This is a genomic window from Aeromonas sp. MaB10011B, from assembly GCF_017939325.1.
In the GTDB taxonomy this organism is placed as follows: domain Bacteria; phylum Pseudomonadota; class Gammaproteobacteria; order Enterobacterales; family Aeromonadaceae; genus Aeromonas; species Aeromonas caviae.
In genome coordinates, this window is sequence record NZ_JAGKRK010000078.1 from 162,293 (window position 1) to 178,090 (window position 15,798).

12 protein-coding genes are annotated in these 15,798 nt (G+C 62.0%); 1 reads left to right on the top strand and 11 read right to left on the bottom strand.

Annotated features, from left to right (window positions below; genetic code table 11):
• Positions 1-97 precede the first annotated feature (97 nt).
• Positions 98-3,991 carry a phosphoribosylformylglycinamidine synthase gene (gene purL, locus J9893_RS18385; RefSeq protein ID WP_210600103.1) on the bottom strand — a complete coding sequence of 1,298 codons (3,894 nt, stop codon included), beginning with the start codon at positions 3,989-3,991 and terminating at the stop codon, positions 98-100.
• A 149-nt stretch (positions 3,992-4,140) separates the two neighbouring features.
• Between purL and mltF the strand changes: the two genes are divergently transcribed.
• Positions 4,141-5,634 carry a membrane-bound lytic murein transglycosylase MltF gene (gene mltF, locus J9893_RS18390; protein WP_042016648.1) on the top strand — a complete coding sequence of 498 codons (1,494 nt, stop codon included), beginning with the start codon at positions 4,141-4,143 and terminating at the stop codon, positions 5,632-5,634.
• A 322-nt stretch (positions 5,635-5,956) separates the two neighbouring features.
• Here the strand turns inward: mltF and J9893_RS18395 are convergent, their stop codons facing one another.
• The 10 genes from J9893_RS18395 to ndk all read right to left on the bottom strand — a co-directional run bounded on the left by J9893_RS18395 (position 5,957) and on the right by ndk (position 15,682).
• Positions 5,957-6,187 (bottom strand): zinc ribbon domain-containing protein, encoded by a 231-nt coding sequence (locus J9893_RS18395; protein ID WP_042016649.1) that lies wholly within the window; start codon positions 6,185-6,187, stop codon positions 5,957-5,959.
• Between the two features lie 123 nt (positions 6,188-6,310).
• The gene (gene der / locus J9893_RS18400; RefSeq protein ID WP_210600102.1) at positions 6,311-7,807 is read right to left on the bottom strand and encodes a ribosome biogenesis GTPase Der; all 1,497 of its coding nucleotides are present in this window, start codon (positions 7,805-7,807) and stop codon (positions 6,311-6,313) included.
• A gap of 74 nt (positions 7,808-7,881) precedes the next feature.
• Positions 7,882-9,066: an outer membrane protein assembly factor BamB gene (gene bamB / locus J9893_RS18405; RefSeq protein WP_210600101.1), complete on the bottom strand. Its 1,185-nt coding sequence runs from the start codon at positions 9,064-9,066 to the stop codon at positions 7,882-7,884.
• Positions 9,059-9,709 (bottom strand): tetratricopeptide repeat protein, encoded by a 651-nt coding sequence (locus tag J9893_RS18410; protein WP_210600100.1) that lies wholly within the window; start codon positions 9,707-9,709, stop codon positions 9,059-9,061. Before J9893_RS18410 ends, bamB begins: the two co-directional genes overlap by 8 nt.
• A gap of 3 nt (positions 9,710-9,712) precedes the next feature.
• The gene (hisS, locus tag J9893_RS18415; protein WP_039038721.1) at positions 9,713-10,990 is read right to left on the bottom strand and encodes a histidine--tRNA ligase; all 1,278 of its coding nucleotides are present in this window, start codon (positions 10,988-10,990) and stop codon (positions 9,713-9,715) included.
• Between the two features lie 138 nt (positions 10,991-11,128).
• Positions 11,129-12,259, bottom strand: coding sequence for a flavodoxin-dependent (E)-4-hydroxy-3-methylbut-2-enyl-diphosphate synthase (gene ispG / locus J9893_RS18420; protein ID WP_010675049.1), 1,131 nt, complete (start codon positions 12,257-12,259; stop codon positions 11,129-11,131).
• A 10-nt stretch (positions 12,260-12,269) separates the two neighbouring features.
• Positions 12,270-13,190, bottom strand: a complete 921-nt coding sequence (locus J9893_RS18425; RefSeq protein ID WP_041213013.1) for a RodZ domain-containing protein — start codon at positions 13,188-13,190, stop codon at positions 12,270-12,272.
• On the bottom strand, positions 13,180-13,971 hold the full coding sequence (gene tapF, locus J9893_RS18430; RefSeq protein WP_210600099.1) for a type IV pilus biogenesis/stability protein PilW: 792 nt from the start codon (positions 13,969-13,971) through the stop codon (positions 13,180-13,182). Before tapF ends, J9893_RS18425 begins: the two co-directional genes overlap by 11 nt.
• A gap of 11 nt (positions 13,972-13,982) precedes the next feature.
• Complete coding sequence (locus J9893_RS18435; protein ID WP_041213014.1) at positions 13,983-15,086, bottom strand: bifunctional tRNA (adenosine(37)-C2)-methyltransferase TrmG/ribosomal RNA large subunit methyltransferase RlmN; 1,104 nt, start codon at positions 15,084-15,086, stop codon at positions 13,983-13,985.
• Positions 15,087-15,253: 167 nt separating this feature from the next.
• On the bottom strand, positions 15,254-15,682 hold the full coding sequence (gene ndk / locus J9893_RS18440; RefSeq protein ID WP_010675053.1) for a nucleoside-diphosphate kinase: 429 nt from the start codon (positions 15,680-15,682) through the stop codon (positions 15,254-15,256).
• Positions 15,683-15,798 lie beyond the last annotated feature (116 nt).

Here is a 15,798-nt window from a genome sequence, read left to right on the forward strand (position 1 = left end):
CCCCATCGTGCTCGCCTCCTCCTGCCCTCCCCATTCTCAGACCCATGCCCATAAAAAAACCGGCCACTGGGGCCGGTTTTTGGTTTCTTGCTGGCGCTTAACCCAGGCGAACCCGAGCATTGCGGAACATGCGCATCCAGGCGCCATCCTCTCCCCAGTTGTCCGGGTGCCAGGAGTTGGCCACGGTGCGGAACACCCGCTCCGGGTGCGGCATCATGATGGTGGCGCGGCCGTCCGCACTGGTCACCGCGGTGATACCGTCAGGGGAGCCGTTGGGGTTGGCCGGGTATTGCACGGTGACGTTGCCGCGGTTGTCCACGAAACGCAGACCCACCAGACCGCTCTGTTGCAGCGCAGCCAGGTGAGCAGCATCGCGCACTTCCACGCGCCCTTCCCCGTGGGAGACGGCAATCGGCATCACGGAGCCAGCCATCCCGGCGAAGAAGGCGGACGGGGAGTCCTGCACTTCCACCAGGCTGAAGCGCGCCTCGAAGCGCTCGGAGCGGTTGCGCACGAAGCGTGGCCAGAGATCGGCCCCCGGGATGAGGTCGCGCAGGTTGGACATCATCTGGCAGCCGTTGCACACCCCCAGGGAGAGGGTATCGCCGCGCTCGAAGAAGCGCTGGAACTGCTCACGGGCGTTGTCGTTGAACAGGATGGACTTGGCCCAGCCTTCCCCAGCCCCCAGCACGTCGCCGTAGGAGAAGCCGCCACAGGCCACCAGGGTCTGGAAATCTTCCAGCTTGATGCGCCCCTCGAGGATGTCGCTCATGTGCACGTCGACAGCGGTGAAGCCGGCGCGGTCAAAGGCGGCCGCCATCTCCACGTGGGAGTTGACCCCCTGCTCGCGCAGCACCGCCAGACGGGGAGAAACCCCGCGAGCGATATAGGGCGCGGCCACGTCGTCGGACGGGTTGTAGGTGAGCCTGGCCTGCAGACCCGGATCGGTGGCGTCCTGGCGGGCGGCATGCTCCTGATCGGCGCACTCCGGGTTGTCGCGCAGGCGCTGCATCTGCCAGCTGGTCTCGCCCCAGATGGTGCGAAGGGCGGTGCGGCTGGCGCGATACACTTCGCTGCCGGCACGCTGGAACAGGATGAGGTCGTCTTCGCGCACCGTGCCCAGCACATGGGAGCAGGCTGCCAGACCGTGACCGGCCAGCAGGGTCAGCACCGCTTCCTTGTCTTCGCGACGAACCTGGATGACGGCACCCAGCTCCTCGTTGAACAGGGCCGGCAGCAGGTCGCCACCCACGCGATCGAGCTGTATGTCGAGGCCGCAGTGACCGGCAAACGCCATCTCGGTCAGGGTGACGAAGAGGCCGCCGTCGGAGCGGTCGTGGTAGGCAATCAGCTTGCGATCCGCCACCAGCGCCTGGATGGCGTTGAAGAAGCCCTTGAGCTGAACCGGGTTGTCCAGATCCGGGGCGCTTTGCCCAAGCTGGCGGTAAACCTGGGCCAGGGCTGAGGCGCCGAGGCGCTGCTTGCCGTTGCCAAGGTCGATGAGGATAAGGTCGGTCTCACCGAGATCGGTGCGCAGTTGCGGGGTCACGGTATTGCGCACGTCCTCGACCCGGGCAAAGGCGGAGATGAGCAGGGAGAGCGGCGAGGTGACGCTGCGCTCCTCGCCGTCCTGCTGCCAGCGGGTCTTCATGGACATGGAGTCCTTGCCCACCGGGATGGTGATGCCAAGGGCCGGGCAGAGCTCTTCGCCCACCGCTTTCACGGCTTCGTAGAGACCCGCATCTTCCCCCGGATGGCCGGCAGCGGACATCCAGTTGGCGGAGAGCTTGACCCGCTTGAGGGAGCCGATATTGGCTGGTGCCAGGTTGGTCAAGGCCTCGGCCACCGCCATGCGGGCGGAGGCGGCATGAGAGAGCAGCGCCACCGGGGTGCGTTCCCCCATGGACATGGCTTCACCGTGGTAGCTGTCGTAGGTCGCGGCGGTGACGGCGCAGTCAGCTACCGGGATCTGCCAGGGGCCGACCATCTGGTCGCGGTTGACGAGGCCTGTTACGGTGCGATCGCCGATGGTGATGAGGAAGGACTTCTCCGCCACGGTCGGCAGGCGCAGCACGCGCTCGGCGGCGTCGCTGAGGGTGATGCCGTCCAGTTGCAGCGCCTTGCCCTGGGCAGGCAGGCTCTGCACGTCGCGGTGCATCTTGGGCGCCTTGCCAAGCAGCACGTCCAGCGGCAGATCGATGGGCTGGTTGTCAAAGTGATCATCAGAGAGAGTGAGATGCTTCTCTTCGGTGGCGGTGCCGATGACGGCATAGGGGGCACGTTCGCGCTCGCACAAGGCCTTGAACAGAGGCAGCTTGTCCTGGGCCACGGCCAGCACATAACGCTCCTGGGATTCGTTGCACCAGACTTCCAGCGGGCTCATGCCCGGCTCGTCGTTCGGAATGGCACGCAAGTCGAAGCGACCACCGCGATCCCCGTCGCTCACCAGCTCCGGCATGGCGTTGGAGAGACCACCGGCGCCCACGTCGTGGATGAAGACGATGGGGTTGTCGTCCCCCAGTTGCCAGCAGCGGTCGATCACTTCCTGGCAGCGACGCTCCATCTCGGGGTTGTCACGCTGCACGGAGGCGAAGTCGAGATCTTCGGCAGACTGACCGGACGCCATGGAGGAGGCGGCGCCGCCACCCAGGCCGATGTTCATGGCCGGACCACCCAGCACGATGAGGGCAGCCCCCACCGGGATCTCCCCTTTCTGGACGTGCTCGCTGCGGATGTTGCCGATACCGCCCGCCAGCATGATGGGCTTGTGGTAGCCGCGCACCTCGACGCCGTTGTGGCTCGGCACCTGCTCTTCGAAGGTACGGAAGTAACCCAGGATGGCAGGGCGACCGAATTCGTTGTTGAAGGCGGCGCCGCCAAGGGGTCCTTCCTGCATGATGTCAAAGGCGCTGACGATGCGGCTCGGCTTGCCGAAGTCCTGCTCCCAGGGCTGCTCGAAACCGGGGATGCGCAGGTTCGAGACGGAGAAGCCTACCAGGCCCGCCTTGGGTTTGGCGCCACGGCCTGTCGCACCCTCGTCGCGGATTTCGCCGCCGGAGCCGGTGGCGGCACCCGGGAAGGGAGAGATGGCGGTCGGGTGGTTGTGGGTCTCCACCTTCATCAGGATGTCGACGCGCTCCTGGTGATACTGGTACTCACCGTTGGCGGGGCTCGGGAAGAAGCGGCCACCCTGGCTGCCTTCCATCACCGCGGCGTTGTCTTTGTAGGCAGACAGGACATGATCCGGCGTCTGCTCGAAGGTGTTCTTGATCATCTTGAACAGCGACTTGGGCTGCTGTTCGCCGTCGATGGTCCAGTCGGCGTTGAAGATCTTGTGGCGGCAGTGCTCGGAGTTCGCCTGGGCAAACATGTAGAGCTCGATGTCGTTGGGATTGCGACCCAGCCGGGTGAAGTTGGTCACCAGGTAATCTATTTCGTCATCGGCCAGGGCCAGACCCAGGGTCACGTTGGCCTCTGCCAGGGCGGCGCGACCACCACCCAGCACATCTACCTGGGTAAAGGGGCGCGGCTCGTGGTGAGCAAACAGGGCGGCGGCCTCGTTCATCTCGGCAAAGACCACTTCCATCATGCGATCGTGCAGCAGGGCCGCGATCTCGCTGCGCTGGGCCACGCTCAGCTCACCCTTGGCCTGCACGTAATAGGCAATGCCGCGCTCAAGCCGCTTGACCTGTTTCAGGCCGCAGTTGTGGGCGATGTCGGTTGCTTTGGAAGACCAGGGGGAGATAGTGCCGGGGCGGGGGGTAACGAGGAACAGCTGACCGCTGGGGGTGTGTTCCGGGATGGTCGGGCCGTAGCGCAGAAGCTGGCCCAAGGTCGCTCGCTCGGGGGGCGACAGCGGGCTCGTCAGCTCGGCAAAATGCACGTATTCCGCATAGATGCTTGCTATCTCTACTCCTCTCTGTGCGCAGCTCTGCAGCAGCTTGTGGACACGAAACTCAGACAGTGCTGGGGCACCACGCAAGATTTCCATATACCTTTCTCACCAAGTTTTAGAGTGTGGGGGGATTTGAGACGCGCGTATTATAGGGATCAGGCCCATCCTGAACAAACGTTTTTCTCATCTCGCGCGGTGTGACTCCCTTCATACTCTCTGGTATAAAGGTGCCTCTTTTTTGACAAATGCCGATTTTTTCAACAAGGGTACTCACCTACTTGCGCTGCATTTTTCGACTGTTCATCGGGATGATGTTGACGCTGGCCCTGGCCGGTTGCGACTTCTACCACCCCTCCAGCCAACTGGAGCAGATCCGCCAGCGAGGCGAGATCCGGGTTGGCACCCTCTACGGCCCCACTTCTTATTACCAGCGTGACGACACCGCACTGGGGTTCGACTACGAGCTGGCGCAGCTTTACGCCGACTGGCTGGGGGTCAAGCTGACCATAGTACCGGCCTACAGCACCGCCGAGTTGGTCGAGCAACTGCAAAAGGGCAAGCTGGATCTCGCCGCCGCCGCCATCGTCGTGACCCCGGAGCGGCGCAAGCTGTTCCGCTTCGGCCCTGGCTTCTACCAGGTCTCCCCCAAGCTGGTCTATCGCAACGGCTCCTCCAGGCCCAAGAACCTCGGTGACATCAAGGGCAACATAGTGGTGCCGGCGGGCTCCACCGGCGAGGACCTGATGAAGGAGCTGGCCAAGCAGTACCCCAACCTGAAATGGAGCACCAATCGGGATGCGGACGTGGAGGAACTGCTCAAGCAGGTGGCCGACGGCAAGGTGGACTACACGGTGGTGCAGGACACCATACTTGCCCGTACCCAGCGCTACTACCCCGAACTCACCGAAGGTTTGACCCTCGCCAGCAAGCAGACCGTGGCCTGGGCCATGACCAAGCTGCCCGACGACAGCCTCTACGCCAGCATCATCGACTTCTTCGGTCAGCGCTTCATGGATGGCGCCATCGCCAAGCTCGACGAGAAGTACTTCGGCCACGTGCAGAACTTCGATTTCGTCGACACCCGTACCTTCCTGCAACGGGCCAAGAGCCTGCTGCCCAAGTACCAGGCGCTGTTCCAGACCCACGCCAAGGATATCGACTGGCGGCTGCTGGCCGCCATCAGCTATCAGGAATCCCACTGGGATCCCCAGGCACGCTCCTACACCGGGGTGCGTGGCATGATGATGCTCACCGGTCCGACCGCCAAGGCGATGGGGGTAAACGATCGCACCCACCCGGAAGAGAGCATCAAGGGGGGCGCCCGCTACCTGCAGGAGATGATGGCGAAGGTGCCCGACTCGGTCCCGGCGGACGAGAAAGTGTGGTTTGCCCTCACCGCCTACAACATCGGCTACGGCCACATGATGGATGCCCGCCGCCTGACCAAGGAGCTGGGCAAGAACCCGGACGCCTGGAGCGACGTGAAAGAGGTGTTGCCGCTGCTGCAGCAGTCACGCTGGCATCGCAAGGTACGCTATGGCTATGCCCGTGGCGGCGAGGCGCGCAACTATGTCAACAACGTGCGCCAGTACTACCAGAGCCTGCTCTGGCTCGACAACGAACAGCAGAAGGCCCATCGTCGGGAGGAGCTGGACGAGGACGACAGCAGCGAGCCGGACGTGCAAGCGCAGCGTCCGGCCATCATCGCCGAAGTGGTCAAACAGATCATCACCCCCTAGCCTCGCCGGGGGTGTGTTTTCCTGCCCTGTTCTCTGTTACCATCCTTGGGTATACGAGGGGCGCTGGAGCGAGCTTATTGCAACGTATTCATTGCGTTGCAGTTCCTGCCAAGGGCCCTTTCGGCCCCACGCAAGACCAGGGAGGAGAACAGGATGCGAGCACGCAGAAGAGCCATGTTGGCCCGAAAAACCAAATGTGCCTGGAGCCCGAGACGCAAGCTCAAGCTGGCCGACATGAAACGCAAGATCTGGCACAGAAACCGCTCCTTCACGCTGCTGATAGCGGAGCACACAGTATAAACCCGGCATCAGCCGGGTTTTTTTATGCCTGGTCAGGCTGCGCCTCGAACAGAACGGTGCGCTTGGAGACCAGGGTGTTGCAGTGGTTGCAAAAATAATCCACCGCGCCGCAAGCCCGAAGCCGCTCCAGCTCCTGCCCGCAGGCAGGACACAGGGCCCGGATGCGATAACGGGCCTGACACTGGCCACACGTCGTCTCCCGGCTGCGGCTGTCCAGTTCGCCCTGACAGGCAGGGCAGGTCAGCGTGTTCATTCTCTTCTCGACTCCTCTTTACGTCACTGTGCACCAGCGTCACTCGCAGCCCCTCCCCCGGTTTGTCTGCCCTGAGGAGGGCCACCAAGAAAAACGGCTGCCGGTAAGGGCAGCCGCAGGGCTTTATTTCTTCGCTTTGGCCTTGAGCAGGCGCTTGCGCTGGCGTTCCTGGCTCAGTGTCAGGGTGTTCTTCTTGCCCTCGAACGGGTTGACCGACTCCTGGAACTCCACCCGGATCGGCGTCCCCATGATCTTCAACGACTTGCGGAAGTAGTTGATGAGGTAGCGCTTGTAGGAGTCCGGCAGGTCGTTCAACTGGTTGCCGTGGATCACGATGCGCGGCGGGTTGTAGCCACCGGCGTGGGCATACTTCAGCTTGACCCGGCGACCATTCACCATGGGCGGCTGGTGATCTTCCTGGGCCATTTGCATGATGCGGGTCAGCATGGCGGTGCTGGTACGGCGAGTCGCGGACTCGTAAGCCTCGTTGATGGATTCGAACAGGTGACCGACGCCGCTGCCGTGCAGGGCGGAGATGAAGTGCACCCGGGCGAAGTCGATGAAGCCCAGACGTCTGTCCAGCTCGTTCTTGACGTCCTCTTTCACCTTCTGATCCAGGCCGTCCCACTTGTTGACCACCAGTACCACGGAGCGGCCGCTGTTGAGCACGAAGCCGAGGATGCTCAAGTCCTGATCGGTGATGGTCTCCCGGGCGTCAATGACCAGCAGGCAGACGTTGGCATCTTCAATCGCCTTGAGCGTCTTGATGACGGAGAACTTCTCCACCGTCTCGTGCACCTTGCCACGGCGACGCACGCCGGCGGTGTCGATGACCACGTATTTTTGTTCGTCGCGCTCCATGGGGATGTAGACGGAGTCGCGGGTGGTACCCGGCATGTCGTAGACGATGACCCGATCTTCACCCAGCATGCGGTTGGTCAGGGTGGATTTGCCAACGTTGGGACGACCGACGATGGCGAACTTGATGGGCAGGTCGGCGAACGGCGTCTCCTTGGTGTCTTCCCGGGTGTCGAGCTCACCGGCAGCCACCATGCGCAGCAGGGCCTCTTCGTCGAACTCCTCCAGCTCCTCTTCCTCTTGTGCCTCGGTGGCAGAGCCGACCAGGGTCTCGAGGTGGGGGGCCAAGGCCAGCTCCAGCAGGCTCAGTACGCCACGGCCGTGGGCGGCCGCCATCTGGTAGACCTCGCCCAGGGCCAGACCGTAGAACTCGGACACCGCGGAGTCACCGTCGATGCCGTCGGTCTTGTTGGCCACCAGAAACACCTTCTTGTGGGTCTTGCGCAGGTGCTCGGCGATGGCCTGATCCGCCGCGGTGAGACCGGCACGGGCATCCACCATGAAGAGCACCACATCGGCCTCTTCGATGGCCAGCAGGGACTGCTCGGCCATCTTCAGCTCGATCCCCTCCTCGGTGCCATCGATACCGCCGGTATCGACCACGATAAATTCCAGCTCGCCCAGCTTCGCCTGGCCATATTTGCGGTCCCGGGTCAGGCCGGGGAAGTCGGCAACCAGGGCATCCCGGGTACGGGTCAGGCGGTTAAACAGGGTGGATTTCCCCACGTTGGGGCGGCCCACCAGGGCAACTACAGGAGTCATAAAAGCCTCATTCTCAAGACGACAAAGGCTCCGGGTCCGAAGACCAGGAGCCGGATATTCACATTATCGGACGATCAAGGACGCTTAAGGGCGTACAACTTGCCGTCACGGCTCTGCACATACAGGGTGTCACCCTCCACCAGCGGAGCGGCATAGAGACCACTGCTGTCGAGCTGCTGCATGGCCTTGATGGTCCCGTCGGTACGGTCCAGCCAATACAGGTAACCTTCCACATCGCCGACCACCACATAGTCACCCAGGATGACGGGGGCAGTCACGGTGCGGTTTTCCAGCTGGGTGTTGGACCACAGCTCGAGACCGTTGCGACGATCGACCGCAAACAGATGGCTGCGGCTGTCGGTCAGCACGATGGCATTGCCGGTCACCGCCATGTCGCGATAACCGGAATACTTGCGCTTCCACACTTCGTCGCCGCTCATCAGCTTGCGCGCCATCAACTGGCCGTTGTAGGCGATGGCGTAGAGCTCATCACCGGCAATCAGCGGGCTGGCATCGACGTCCACCATCCGATCCAGTTCGGTGGCGCCGCGCGGGTCAGCCACCTTGGATTGACGCACCGGCTGGCCGTTGCTCAGCAGGGCGATGCCCACCTTGCCATCGGCGCGGCCATAGATGACGGCACCGTTGGTGATGATGGGGGCGCCAGCACTGCGCAGGGTCAGGGGCGGCTGCTCTTCGGACAGGGTCCACTGCAGCTTGCCCTCGTCGGTATCGAGCACCACCAGGCGACCGGAGGTGGTCAGCACCACCACACGGCCATCCTCGACGGCGGGGCTCGCCACCACTTCACCCGGCACCGTGGTCTGCCACAGCACTTCACCGTTGGCCTCGTTCAGGGCGTAGACCACCCCGTTTTCGGACCCGAGGAACAGCTTGCCGTAGCGGGAGACCAGGCCACCGGAGAGACGGGCACTGCGCTTGTCGGCGTTGATGGGCAGATCTGCCAGATCCACGCTCCACAGCTCCTTGCCGCTCTCGCGCTCGAAGGCGGTCACATCGCCATCGCGGGCCGCTGCATAGATGCGGTCCTCTTCCACCACCGGCTTGAGCTGGGAGTAGAAGTTGCCGATGCCATCCCCAACCGAGGAGGACCATGCCGTATCGGCAGTGAACGCGGACTCGACCTTGGGCAGGGGTGCCATGGGGTTGAGATCCTCTTCCGAACTGAACAGGGAGCAGCCCTGCAAGGCGAAGGAGACTGCCACCCCCAGCGCCATTCGCTTGTACAGATTACGCATCCGGAGCCTCGCCCGCAGTGACGGCTGGCAGCGCCAGATCATCCATCTTCAGCTTGAGTTCGGCGCTGCTCTGCAGGCCGCCGGCATCCGCCGCCGCCTGATAGGCATCGCGCGCTTCTTCGGCCTTGCCCTGCTTTTGCAGGATATCGCCGCGCACTTCCGCCACCTGGGCCTTGAAGGCGTCGTTGTTGATCTTGCCAAGCTGGGCCAGGGCCTCGTCTGCCTTGCCCTGATCGCTCAGGACCCGGGCCAGACGCAGGGCGGCGATGGGCTTGATGCTGTCATCGCCACTGGCGGCCACCAGGGTCAGCTGCTCGGCAGCCAGATCCAGCTTGTCCGCCTTGACGGCGGCCGCGGCCAGTTGCAAGGCGGCCAGCTCGGCATAGGCGTCACCCTTGTGAGCGGTAATGAAGCTCTTTGCCTGCTCCAGGGCGGCGTCATCCCCCTTGGCGAGCTGGGCGGTCATCTCGTTGTAAGCCTGGGAGGCGGCTTCCTGGTTGTTCTGCTGCATCTCGTTGTAGTAGCGCCAGCCAAAGAGGCCGACCAGACCGATAACAGTTCCTGCGATCACCGAGGTGCCGTTCTCTTTCCACCAGCTCTTGATGACCTCAACCTGTTGTTCTTCAGTGGTATACACTTCCACAGCTTACTCTCCTTTCGCTGCCAGCAGGGCGATGGCGGCATCGACCGAGACGGTCTGTTGCTCGGCCTGGCCACGCAGATATTTGATGGTGATCTCCCCGCTTTGCACCTCGGTCTCCCCAAGGATCAGGGCAATGGCCGCGCCGCTCTTGTCGGCACGCTTGAGTTGTTTCTTGAAGTTGCCGCCGCCGCAGTGACTCATGAGGCGCAAGTCCGGCAGGGCATCGCGCAGGCGCTCTGCCAGGGCAAAGCCAGCCTGTTCGGTCCCCTCACCCACCATGCAGAGATAGACATCCACCGCCGGGCGGATGTCAGCATTGAGTTCGAGGGTTTCAAGCATCAGCACCAGACGCTCCATGCCCATGGCGAAACCCACTGCCGGGGTCGGCTGGCCACCGAGCTGCTCCACCAGGCCGTCGTAGCGACCACCTGCACAGACGGTACCCTGGGCCCCCAGGCTGTTGGTCACCCACTCGAACACGGTCAGGTTGTAGTAGTCGAGGCCGCGCACCAGACGCTCGTTCACCTCGAACTGGATGCCGGCCGCCGTGAGCAGGCGCTTGAGCCCTTCGAAGTGAGCCAGGCTCTCTTCGCCCAGGTGATCGAACAGACGGGGGGCACCCGCCAGGATGGCCTGCACTTTCTCGTCCTTGGAGTCGAGCACCCGCAAAGGGTTGCTGTACATGCGGCGCTGGCTCTCTTCGTCCAGCTCGCTCTTGTACTGTTCCAGATAGGCGACCAGAGCATCGCGATAGGCGGCACGTTCGCTGCTCTGGCCGAGGGTGTTGAGCTGCAGAGTCACGTGATCGCTGATGCCAAACAGGCGCCACAGGCGGTGAGTCAGCATGATGAGCTCGGCATCGATGTCCGGCCCGTTGATGCCGAACAGCTCGACCCCGAACTGGTGGAACTGGCGATAACGGCCCTTCTGGGGACGCTCGTGGCGGAACATGGGGCCCATGTACCACATCCGGCGTTCCTGGTTGTAAAGCAGACCGTGCTCGATGCCGGCACGCACGCAACTGGCGGTCCCTTCCGGACGCAGGCTCAGGCTGTCGCCGTTGCGGTCTTCAAAGGTGTACATCTCTTTTTCGACCACGTCGGTCACTTCACCGATGGCGCGCTTGAACAGATGGGTCTGCTCGACGATGGGCATGCGCACTTCGCTGTAGCCATAGCTGGCAACGACCTGGCGCAGGATCTGTTCTACTTTCTGCCATACCGGGCTCTGCTCCGGCAGGCAATCATTCATACCGCGAATAGCTTGGATCTGTTTTGCCACGTTGATACTCGAGAAAAAGAGGTAAAATTTGGCCGCATTATAGGGATTTTCGACCCCGAGGTAAAATCGGGTGCCCGGATGCGGGATGTAAAATCAACAACCTAAAGCCGGGGCCACCCCAGGTGGCCCCGTCATGGTTCAACCTTTGTCCACCTGGATCTGGTTGGCCGGATCCAGCATGGCGGCCCGGGCACGGATGCGACGCTCCAGGGTCGGGATCAAATCCTTGTTGTCGAGCCGGTCGACCCGCTGGCCCCCCTCGTAGAAGGCACTCTTGTTGGCGGCGCCCGCAAGGCCGAGATCGGAAACCAGCGCCTCCCCCGGACCGTTCACCACACAGCCGATGATGGAGACATCCATCGGGGTGATGATGTCTTCGAGCCGCTCTTCCAGGGCATTGACAGTGCCGATGACGTCGAACTCCTGACGGGAGCAGGAGGGACAGGCGATGAAGTTGATGCCGCGGGAACGGATGCGCAGGGATTTGAGGATGTCGAAGCCCACCTTCACCTCTTCCACCGGATCAGCAGCCAGGGAGATGCGCAGGGTGTCGCCAATCCCTTCGCTCAGCAACATGCCAAGGCCAATGGCGGACTTGACCGCGCCGGCGCGAAAACCGCCCGCTTCCGTGATGCCCAGATGCAGGGGTTGATCGATCTGCTTGGCCAGCAGGCGATAGGCTCCGACCGCCAGGAAGACATCGGACGCCTTGACACTCACCTTGAAGTTCTGGAAGTCGAGGCGATCCAGGTAATCCACGTGGCGCATGGCGGACTCCAGCAGCGCCTCCGGGGTCGGCTCGCCGTATTTCTCCTGGAGATCACGCTCAAGGGAACCGCCGTTGACGCCGATCCGGATGGGGATGTTGTAGTGACGGGCGCAATCCACCACCGCACGCACCCGCTCTTCGTTGCCGATGTTGCCCGGGTTGATGCGCAGGCAGTCGGCCCCGTACTCGGCCACTTTGAGGGCGATGCGGTAGTCGAAGTGGATGTCGGCCACGATGGGGATGCGGGTCTGCTGCTTGATGAGCTTGAACGCTTCCGCCGCCTCCATGGTGGGGACGGAGACCCGGACGATGTCGGCGCCGACCCGCTCGATCCGCTGGATCTGCTCGACGGTAGCGGCCACGTCCGTGGTCTTGGTGTTGGTCATGGTCTGTACCGTGATGGGGGCATCGCCCCCAACCGGCACGTTGCCGACCATGATCTGTCTGGATTTGCGACGAACGATGGGTGATTCGTGTGCGGGCTTTTCGTGAACAGACATGGCGGACTGATTACTCCTGCGGCAGTGAGAAGCGGGCAGTCCGGCCGTTGTTGTAACGGCTCATGTCGAAGGACTTGCCCTGATATTCGAGATTGACCGCCATGGGCGCGCCAATGATGAATCTGAGTGGCTCGGGTCCTTCCAGTACCAGTTCGTCGTTCGCCTTCTTCAGACCGCTGAACAGGGTCTTGCCGTTGGCATCCTTGACGTCCAGCCAGCAATCGGCGGTGAAGCTCATCTTGAGCTGGGGCGCCTTGGCGGGCTCGGTGGTCGTGCTCTCGGCAGTCGAGACCGCACCGGAAACGTCCGTCGGGACGGCTGCGCTGGCATCCGTAGCGACCACAGGCAGGGTCGCGGTGGCACCGCTCACCACAACCTGGGTGGACACGGCATCGGACGCTGCGGGCAGCACGGGCTCGGCGACCTCCACGGCGGGGGCAACATTCGCTTCCGGCGTATTGACGGTCGCGCTCATCTCGGTCGCCGCCAGGGCGTCGTCACCGGCGGAGCGGCGCGCCGTGCTCTGCCACCACCAGGCGACGGAGAGCCCGATCAGCACCAGGATCACCAGCCAGGTTACCACCTTGAGCCGGCTGTCATTGGCCTGCTGGCGGGAGCGACGGGAGAAGCTCTGCATGTCGATGTTGTCGGGGGGAGTCAGCCCCAGCTTTTCGTAGGCGGCGAGGATGGTCTCCTCGGGGATGCCCACGAGCTTGGCATAGGCCCGCAGATAGCCACGAATGAAGGTATGGGACGTGTGCTTGTCATAGGTATCCGCTTCGATGGCGGCGATCAGGGTCAGACGAAGGTGAATGCGGGACGCAACCTGTTCCCGGGTCCAGCCGAGCTGTTCACGGGCGTTGCGCAGCAGCTGGCCTGGGCCCGCTGCCTGGGAGTCGTCTTGGAAATCGTGTGGCTGTTCAGTAGTCATTGGCTAAGTAACGCTTGGCTTGTTGCGAAGTGGGATATTGCCTTAGCAGCTCAGTCCCGAATTGGTGAAGTAATGCCGGTTTGTCCATGGCCTGGGCCAGCCGCAGCCGGAGCCAGAGGCTCTCCTCGTTCTCCTCTGCCACATCGGCAAAGCGCGCGAGGTAAGACTGGACATCAGGAAGCTTGCCATCTTTCATGGAAAGCTCGGCCATGTCCAGCAATAACCTAGGATTGCGGGGATTATACCCCAAGGCCAGACGATAATACTCGCCGGCCTTGTCATTTCTGTGATTTTGCATCGAGCAGAGCGCCGCATTCTCGTAGGTATCGGCGATCTTCACGTAATCGGGCTGGCTGACGGCCTGCAAGAACGCCTTTTCCGCTTCGTCGAAGCGGCCACGGTTGCAGAGGAAGGCGCCATAGTTGTTCATCGCGTCAGCATTGGACGGATCCATGGCCAGCGCTTTCTTGTAGCTCGCCTCGGCGGCCTTGAAATCCGACACCTGCTGATAGAAATAGGCAAAACCGATGTAGACCTGAGGATTGTTGGGATCGTACTGAAGGGCGCGGTCGAGGTTGAATTTGGCCTGCTCGGCATTGCCCTGGCGCAGATACTGGATACCCAGATCGAGACGAGTCTGGGCGGCAGCCTTGAGGTCGGGGCCCACTTCACGCTGGGTCGAATTCTGGCCAGCGTAAGTGGTCTCTGTGACACAGCCTGGCAGCGCACAGAGCGCTGCCACTACGATCAATGTACGGATATCCATTTCCTGTCTATACAATGGCTTAGGAGTTAAACCATTTTGACGGAAATCCCATCCTGTTGCATCCGATTTTTCATGGTGCGCTTGGTGCGGTCGATCACCTCCCCCACCAGCTGCCCACAGGCGGCGTCGATGTCGTCACCACGGGTTTTGCGCACGATGACGGTCAGGCCGTATTCCATCAGCACCTTGGAGAAACGGTCGATACGGCTGTTGCTCGGCTTGCCAAACGGGTTGCCCGGGAAGGGGTTGAACGGGATCAGGTTGATCTTGCAAGGGGTTTCCTTGAGGACCTTGGCCAGCTCATGGGCATGCTGCATGTCGTCGTTGATGTGATCGAGCAGCACATACTCCACGGTCACCCGGCCGCCGTTGGCGTTGGACTTGGCCAGATAGCGGCGTACCCCGGCAAGGAAGGACTCGATGTTGTACTTGTCGTTGATCGGCATGATCTCGGAACGCAACTGGTCGTTCGGCGCATGCAGAGAGATGGCCAGGGCCACGTCGATCTGGTCGCCCAGCATGTCCAGCGCCGGCACCACACCGGAGGTGGAGAGAGTGACGCGGCGCTTGGAGATGCTGAAGCCGAAGTCATCCATCATCAGCTTCATGGCAGGTACCACGTTGGCGAGGTTGAGCAGCGGCTCACCCATGCCCATCATCACCACGTTGGTGATGGGGCGTTTGCCGCCCACCACTTTGGCGGCACGCCACACCTGACCGATGATCTCGGAGACTTTCAGGTTGCGGTTGAAGCCTTGCTGGGCGGTGGAGCAGAAGGTGCACGCCAGGGCACAACCCACCTGGGAGGAGACGCACAGGGTCGCGCGGTCCGCTTCCGGAATGTAGACAGTCTCCACCTCCTGATCGCCCACCTGCAGCGCCCATTTGATGGTGCCATCGGCGGAGCGCTGTTCACGGCTGATCTCGGGGGCACGGATCTCGGCAATGGCCTTGAGCCGCTCGCGCAGCGCCTTGTTGACGTTGCTCATCTGATCGAAATCATCACAACCGAAGTGATAGATCCACTTCATTATCTGGTCTGCCCGGAACGGCTTCTCGCCCAACTCGACGAAGAAGGCACGCATGGCATCCCGGTCGAGATCCAGCAGGTTGGTTTTTGTTTCGCTCATCAGGGGCCTCAGCTCACACACTTCATAAATTATCGGCTGACCTACGTCAGGGGGCGGCATTGTACAAATAATGGGTCTAGCTTTCCACCTGGAGAATAAGTGGATATTGGTAGGATGACCAAAAAACAAAAGGGAGCCGAAGCTCCCTTGGTCACCAGCAGACAACATCAGCCGCGCGGGCAGATCTCGTCGTCGGAGAAGAAGTAGGCGATTTCACGGGCGGCAGAGGCCGGGGCATCGGAGCCGTGGACGGCGTTGCGATCGATGCTCTCGGCGTAGCAGGCGCGCAGGGTGCCGGCCAGGGCCTCTTTCGGGTTGGTGGCGCCCATGATTTCACGGTGACGGCGGATGGCGTCTTCACCTTCCAGCACCTGTACCATGACGGGGCCAGAGGTCATGAAGCCGACCAGACCATCATAAAACGGCTTGCCCTGGTGCTCGGCGTAGAAACCGGCGGCCTGTTCGCTGGTCAGGTGCAGCATCTTGGCAGCAACCACTTTCAGTCCGGCGCTTTCGAAGCGGCTGTAGATGGCACCAATCAGGTTCTTGCTGACCGCATCCGGCTTGACGATGGAGAAGGTACGTTCGATAGCCATTGAGTTCTTTCCTTAACTACAGAGTTTTATTGTAGGAATCCATGTTCGGCGGCGATTATACGTAAACAAAAAACGAAATAACACACAAAAAATCAACTTTTTGTTAAACAAAAGAA